Genomic DNA, 6,306 nt, shown 5'->3' on the forward strand with positions numbered 1-6,306 from the left:
TTCCAAGGACGATTATTCCCAAAACGCATCAGAGCGACGTTTCGCGCCGGCGCGCACCGCCATGCCCCGGCACCGACGCAGCGGACGGCCCCACCCATGCCGGTGCAATGCCGTGCTCAAGAGCCGCCAGGACAATCAGCGCCAGGGTGCACCGTCCATCCATCGCAAGCGCACGCACGGCATATGCCCCCGCATGGATGTCGCCGACCCACCATAGAACATAGGCGATAACCGCCATGGGCTGCACTCCGTAGGCATCGGGAACCGATCGAACCATCTGAACCAGCATCCCCAATCCACGGGAGCATCGCGGCGCATCGGGCCTGCCTTCGGCGTCGTCGAAGGTCGAGCCCAGCACCCGCCCCAAATAGCTGGAGTTCGCCGGTCGATGGGGCCGCACCCCCAGTTGCATCAGACGCTCGCGATCCGTCTGCGCGGAAATCAGCGAAACGATCAAAGCGTCCCGCATCGACACCGCACCGCGCATGCCCACGGCAAGATATGCGATCGATTCACGGTCCAATCCGCGACGCCGGTTGTCCAGGCATGCCAGCCACGCATCCAGGGGATCGACGAACCATGTCATGTCAGCGGCTTCGGCCCCCATGTCGCGACGTCGATCACGAAACAACAACGTGAGCTCCTCAAGCTCCGCATCTTCAAAACGCTCGGAGTCATAATCGCACGACGAGTCCGCAACGATATCCGAGAACGCCGTGCATGGCCCATATCCCATGACGATTCCTTACCACCGCCATCCCCGTCCGGCGCCGACAGCGTCCGCCGGACGTCCCTTCCCGATCCCGGCGCGTCCTGCACACGCGCCATGACATCCACTATGCCAGAGCGGGCCCCGGCGGCACGGCGATCCCCGGCATGTGGCCGAACGTGCCCCTCGAAAACCCATTTCGGCGCGTCGCCGACGCAATCGCGGCGCAGCCCACATCCGACATCGTCCAGTGTGGATAATCTCATAGGTATGGAATTCACTGCAGACCCCGTAATCTTCGAACCACGCATCAAGCAGCTGGTAGCCGAATACGCTTCGAACCCACCGGACACCACCATTCCCCGCGCCTGCGCCCCCGTCATGAACGCCGTGACAGGCCAGGCCCTGCGATCCAGCGAGGGAGGCAAGCGGCTGCGAGCCCTGCTCACCCTCGCGTCCTACGATGCAGCGGAGAAGCAACCGGACACCGATCGCAACCGCACGGTCCGCCAGGCCGTCATCGACATGGCATGTGCGATCGAGGTGTTCCAAACCGCAGCCCTGGTGCATGACGACATCATCGACGATTCCGATTTGCGCCGCGGCAAGCCCTCCGCGCACCGCGCGCTCAAGGATGTCACCGCCGATCAGTCGCGCGCCGACAGCATCGGCAAGGGGCTCGGCATCATGCTGGGAGACCTGCTCGCCACGGCATCCGTGGCCATCGCCCGCAACGCCGCCAACTCGCTCAATAAGTCCCAGGCGGCGATGCGCGCGTTCCTCACCATGCACCGCGAGGTTGAAATCGGCCAGATACTTGACCTAGCGACCGAGGAGGTGCCGTTGGACAAGCCCGAGATGCTGGCGAGGACCTCGCTCAACGTCTTCCGCTGGAAAACCGCCAGCTACACCACCATCGCGCCACTTGAACTCGGCCTCATCGCGGCCGGCGTCAATCCCACCAAGGCGCGAGCGATCGCCGAATCCATCGGCGTCAGCCTTGGCCTGGCCTTCCAGCTCGCCGATGACCTGCTCGATGTGGTTGGGTCGAGCGCATCCACCGGCAAGCCGGTGGGCGGCGACATCCGCGAAGGCAAACGCACCGTGCTGCTCGCGGACGCGCTCAGCGCCGCATCCGAACGGGATCGCGACGAGCTCATCCGCATGTTCGAATCGCCCGAACGCACGCACGACGACGTGGAACACGCCATCGGCCTCTTCCACGAAACCGGCGCCATCGACCATTCTCGCGAGCGCATCGCGACGCTGTGGCACGCCTCCTGCGGTGCCATCGACGAAGCCGCCGGCCAGCTGGGTCTCGATCAGGCCTCGCACGACCGGCTGTTCGCGGCCTGCGCCCGGTTCATCCCCTCGCAGCTCGCGCACCGCGTAGGATAGTGAATCATGAGTGAAGCGGCGAATCAGCCTGTTGGGCAAGTGGTCGATGGACGATACCGCATCGTCCGCAAGATCGCCGAAGGAGGCATGGCCAGCGTGTATGAGGCCACCGACGAGCGGCTGGACCGCCAGGTGGCCATCAAGGTGATGCACACGCAATTGGCGCAGGGGCCCCGACGCGCCCAATTCCAAGAGCGGTTCCGCCGCGAGGCGCGATCCGCCGCGGCCGTCGCCAACCCGCATATCGTGCAGGTGTACGACACCGGCGAATTCAACGGGCTGGATTACCTCGTCATGGAATATGTGCACGGCGTCAATCTTCGCCACGACATGAACGCCGAGGGCACCTTCGACGTACGCGAGACGCTGCGCATCATCGGGGAGATCCTCGACGGGCTGGCGGCGGCGCACCGCATCGGCGTGGTGCACCGCGACATCAAACCGGAGAACATTCTGATCAACGATCGCGGGCACGTGCAGATCACCGATTTCGGGTTGGCGAAGGCCGCCTCCCAGGCCACGCTGTCCACTACCGGCATGCTGCTGGGCACCGCGGCGTACCTGGCGCCTGAAATGATCGAACGCAATGAGGCGACGATGCAGGGCGACCTGTATGCCGTGGGCATTGTCGCATGGGAAATGCTCACGGGCGCGGTGCCGTTCCTCGCCGACAACCCGGTTACCGTGGTCTTCAAACACGTGCACGAGGACGTTCCCCCGCTCGCCTCGGCATGCCCGGGCGTCGCCCCGGCGATCTCCGACTTCGTGGCGACGCTGTGCGCGCGTGCGGTCGAATCGCGTCCGGCCAACGCCATGGTCGCCGCGCGGCTCCTATCCGCGCTCGCATCGTCCCTGAGCGCGGATCAACTGGGATTCCGCGCTCCCCTGCCGTCCGGATTCGTTCCCGACGTCCCCGCGGCGCCCCGGCCGATCACCGCATCGCATGCGCGGCCGGACACGACCATGGCGTACGACGGCACGATGCCATTGCCCAAACCGGCCGATCGCGCCACACAACCGCTTGGTGACGCCGTCTCGCGGCAGCCCCCGCACCGGGACCGCCCCCAGACGTTCGAACGGTTCTTCACGGATGCCGACGCCAATGTCGCCGACCATGACGGTTCGGCGTCCCCAAGCGCCCACGCCTCCGGAAAAGGCAGCGCCGCGGGAGCCGGGCGGTTCCGCACCATCGGCATCGGCATCGCGGTGATCGTCACCCTGGCCCTGTTCGGCGGCGGCGGATTCGGATGGTGGTACTACTTCGGTCCCGGCAGCTATTGGACGCTTCCCGGCGCCGCCGACGTGACGTGCGCCGAAACGTCCTGCACCGTGCAGGGGGCCAGCGCCTCGTCCTACGCCACGTCGCTCAGCGTCGCCGGCATCCCCTATACGCAAAGCGAGGACTACAGCGACACCGTGGCCGCGGGAGCCATCATCTCCACCGATCCGGCCAATGTGGGAGACCGCATCTCCAAGCGCAGCGGGCAAAAGGTCTCCATCGTCGTATCCAAGGGCGTCAGGCAGGCCACCGTTCCCGATGACATCAAGGACGCCGGCTCGGCCAACGGCAAGGACCCCGTAGCCGCCCTCAAAACCGCCGGCTTCGACAATGTCACGCATAATGAGGCGGGCGACGACTATTCCATGGATGTGCCGGCGGGAAGTCTCCTGACCATCAACGTCAATCCCGGCGGAACCTACGACCACAACGCGGCGATCACCGTCACGCTGTCCAAGGGGCGCAAGCCCGTCACCATGCCCAATGTCGTCGGCAGGTCCAAGGACGACGCACTGGCGGCATTGCAGGATCTGAAGCTCACCGTCAATGTCAGCGAATCCTTCGACGACTCGGTCGAAGCCGGCACGGTGATCTCGGCCTCCCAGCAGGAGGGAGCGCGACTGGCCTGGGGAGACACCGTTGACATGGTGGTTTCCAAGGGGCCGCAGATGGCCACCATTCCCAGCGTCGTCGGCAAACAGTACGACGAGGCGGAGAAAATCCTCAAGGATCTGGGATTCGACGTCAAAAAATCAGCGCCTCTCGGCGACTGGACCCATGTGGTGCGGATGCAGAACCCCGATGCGGGCCAAACGGTGCGCGTACGCGATTCCAACGGCACCCCCACCGCCATCACACTGACCGTCGCATAGTGCGCCGCGGCCCGGCGAACGCGGCTTGGCTCGACCGAGCCGCCGACCAGCTCAGGCTATCGGGCCGTCCGCGGCGCCCCGTCAGCCTGAGCGGCCGCCTGACGCGCGGCGATATCCTTCTTGACCACCTGCGCGTACACATCGACGTATTCCTGGCCGGACTGGCTCTGAATCGTCTGCATCATTCGATTGGTCAGGGCCCGCAGCTGCTCGTGCGTGATTTCGTCTTCGGGAACCTTCTCGACGGGGATCGGCTTGCCGAAAACAACCGTGGTCTTGCCCTTCTTCGGAAACACCTGCCCGGGCACCTGCATCTCACGCGTACCGATAATGGCCGTGGGAATAATCGAGGACCCGGTTTCCAGAGCCAGCCGGGCGACACCGGTATGGCCGCGGTACAGACGACCGTCGGGACTGCGAGTGCCCTCGGGATGAATGCCGAACAGATGGCCATCCTCAAGTACCTTGCGGGCGGTCAGCAACCCACCCAGCGACTTCGAGCCGCCGGAACGATCCACGGGAAACACACCGACGGAAGTGAACCACCACTTCTTGAACTTGCCTTTGAAACCCTTGCCCTCAAAATACTCGGCCTTGCCCATGAAATGAATCATGCGGGGGCTGACGAGGGGAAGCAGGCCATCGTCGATGACCGCAAGATGGTTCGATGCGATAATGGCCGGGCCCTGCTTCGGGATGTTTTCCAGCCCATGCACCGTAGGTTTGAACCAGACACGGGCAAGCGGCCCAAGCAGCTTGACGAAAAACCAGTACAGCATCGCATCTCCTTGACAATCGCATATCTATCGCGCATTGGCTACAGTATGGTTGTATGACCGACCACAACAATAGCAACCCTTTCAACGACGGTTCAACACCACGCGCCAGCAACGGACCGGACCCCGGCGATTCCGCCAATGTCAACGACGAGGCCTGGCGGGATTTCCTGGCAGAGCATCATGATGACCTTGGCGGTGTGAAGCGTTCGCGCACCGCCCATGCATTCGAGAAGCAGGCCAGGCGCATCGAGAAACAGGCGCTGCTGAATGCCGCCGATTTGAACGCCGACGCGTTCGTAGACGGCATCGGCGCCGGAACGGGCCCACGCGATTTCACCGGCAGCAGTTGGCTCGACGCCGACGAAGCCATGGATGGGGGATCTGATTTCGTTCCGCCCAACCCGGTCATCGGGCCAGTGCGCACATCGAAACTGGTGTTCATCGGCATGGTCGTCGTGGGAGTGCTCGCTCTCGTGGGATGCGTGCTGCTGCCCAACTGGTCGAGCCCGCTTGGCGCGGTGGGCGGCGCGCTGACCATTCTCGGCGCCGCCGGCCTGCTGATGATGCATAAGGGACACACCGAAACCCGCAGCGACATCTTCGACGACGGCGCCCGCGTATAGCCGCCGCCGAGTCGCGACGCCAAAGAAACACGAGACAACGGACGTGTTGTGGAACGTGGACGGCACCGTCGAGTCCCCACAACACGTCATGGGTTTTAGTCCTGCGCCTGCCGTTCCCTGGCTGCGGCGGCCAGCCACTCGTCAAGCTTGGCGGCGGCGGCGCCCGAATCGACCGTCTTCTCGGCGATCGCATAGGCGGCCTTGAACCGTCCGGTAAGCGAGGCGTTCGGATCCGGCAGCAGTCGGGCATCGACCACGATGGCCGAGGCGGCGTTGAGCAACGCGGTGGAACGGAAAGGAACATCCTGTCCGGCGAAGAAATCCCGGGCCAGCTTGGCGTTCAGCTCCGGTTCGCCGCCCTTGAGATCGGCCACGGTAACGGGGGCGAGACCGAGATCGGCAGTCGGATCGAACTCGGTTTCGCTCACCGCGCCATCCTTGAACTCCCATACGCTGATCGGTCCCGTGGGGGCCATTTCATCAAGCCCTTCATGCGAGGTATACACCATACCCGTCTGCCCATTGGCAGCGTACACTTCCGCCATAACCGGGCTCATAGCGCGGTTGGCGCAGCCGATGGCCATATGCTTGGGGCCGGCCGGGTTCGTCAGCGGACCAAGCACGTTGAACACGCAGGGTACGCCCA

General features: G+C 64.4%; 5 protein-coding genes and 1 pseudogene. 3 read left to right on the forward strand and 3 right to left on the reverse strand.

The window, feature by feature from the left end; all coding sequences use genetic code 11:
• Nucleotides 1–28 precede the first annotated feature (28 nt).
• Nucleotides 29–736 (reverse strand): DUF4192 domain-containing protein, encoded by a 708-nt coding sequence (locus B2994_RS07165; protein WP_291527687.1) that lies wholly within the window; start codon nt 734–736, stop codon nt 29–31.
• A 243-nt stretch (nt 737–979) separates the two neighbouring features.
• Here B2994_RS07165 and B2994_RS07170 point away from each other — a divergent pair, with 243 nt between their 5' ends.
• Entirely contained in the window at nt 980–2,107 is a 1,128-nt protein-coding gene (locus tag B2994_RS07170; protein WP_291527688.1) for a polyprenyl synthetase family protein, read from the forward strand.
• A gap of 6 nt (nt 2,108–2,113) precedes the next feature.
• Nucleotides 2,114–4,258 carry a Stk1 family PASTA domain-containing Ser/Thr kinase gene (locus B2994_RS07175; RefSeq protein WP_291527689.1) on the forward strand — a complete coding sequence of 715 codons (2,145 nt, stop codon included), beginning with the start codon at nt 2,114–2,116 and terminating at the stop codon, nt 4,256–4,258.
• 56 nt (nt 4,259–4,314) lie between these two features.
• On the opposite strand, the gene B2994_RS07180 is transcribed toward B2994_RS07175, so the two are convergent.
• Entirely contained in the window at nt 4,315–5,037 is a 723-nt protein-coding gene (locus tag B2994_RS07180) for a lysophospholipid acyltransferase family protein (protein WP_291527690.1), read from the reverse strand.
• A 53-nt stretch (nt 5,038–5,090) separates the two neighbouring features.
• On the opposite strand from B2994_RS07180, the gene B2994_RS07185 reads away from it, so the two are divergent.
• Complete coding sequence (locus B2994_RS07185) at nt 5,091–5,660, forward strand: hypothetical protein (RefSeq protein ID WP_291527691.1); 570 nt, start codon at nt 5,091–5,093, stop codon at nt 5,658–5,660.
• Nucleotides 5,661–5,755: 95 nt separating this feature from the next.
• On the opposite strand, the pseudogene B2994_RS07190 reads toward B2994_RS07185, so the two are convergent.
• A pseudogene (locus B2994_RS07190) lies at nt 5,756–6,306 on the reverse strand (anthranilate phosphoribosyltransferase); the annotation flags it as partial.

Source organism: Bifidobacterium sp. UBA744 (genome assembly GCA_002298605.1).
Taxonomy (GTDB): Bacteria; Actinomycetota; Actinomycetes; order Actinomycetales; family Bifidobacteriaceae; genus Bifidobacterium.

Excerpts from the sequence above, each read along its gene's own strand:
- B2994_RS07165 (WP_291527687.1), bottom strand. The coding sequence starts at position 736 with ATGGGATATGGGCCATGCACGGCGTTCTCGGATATCGTTGCGGACTCG.
- B2994_RS07170 (WP_291527688.1), top strand. The coding sequence starts at position 980 with ATGGAATTCACTGCAGACCCCGTAATCTTCGAACCACGCATCAAGCAG.
- B2994_RS07175 (WP_291527689.1), top strand. The coding sequence starts at position 2,114 with ATGAGTGAAGCGGCGAATCAGCCTGTTGGGCAAGTGGTCGATGGACGA.
- B2994_RS07180 (WP_291527690.1), bottom strand. The coding sequence starts at position 5,037 with ATGCTGTACTGGTTTTTCGTCAAGCTGCTTGGGCCGCTTGCCCGTGTC.
- B2994_RS07185 (WP_291527691.1), top strand. The coding sequence starts at position 5,091 with ATGACCGACCACAACAATAGCAACCCTTTCAACGACGGTTCAACACCA.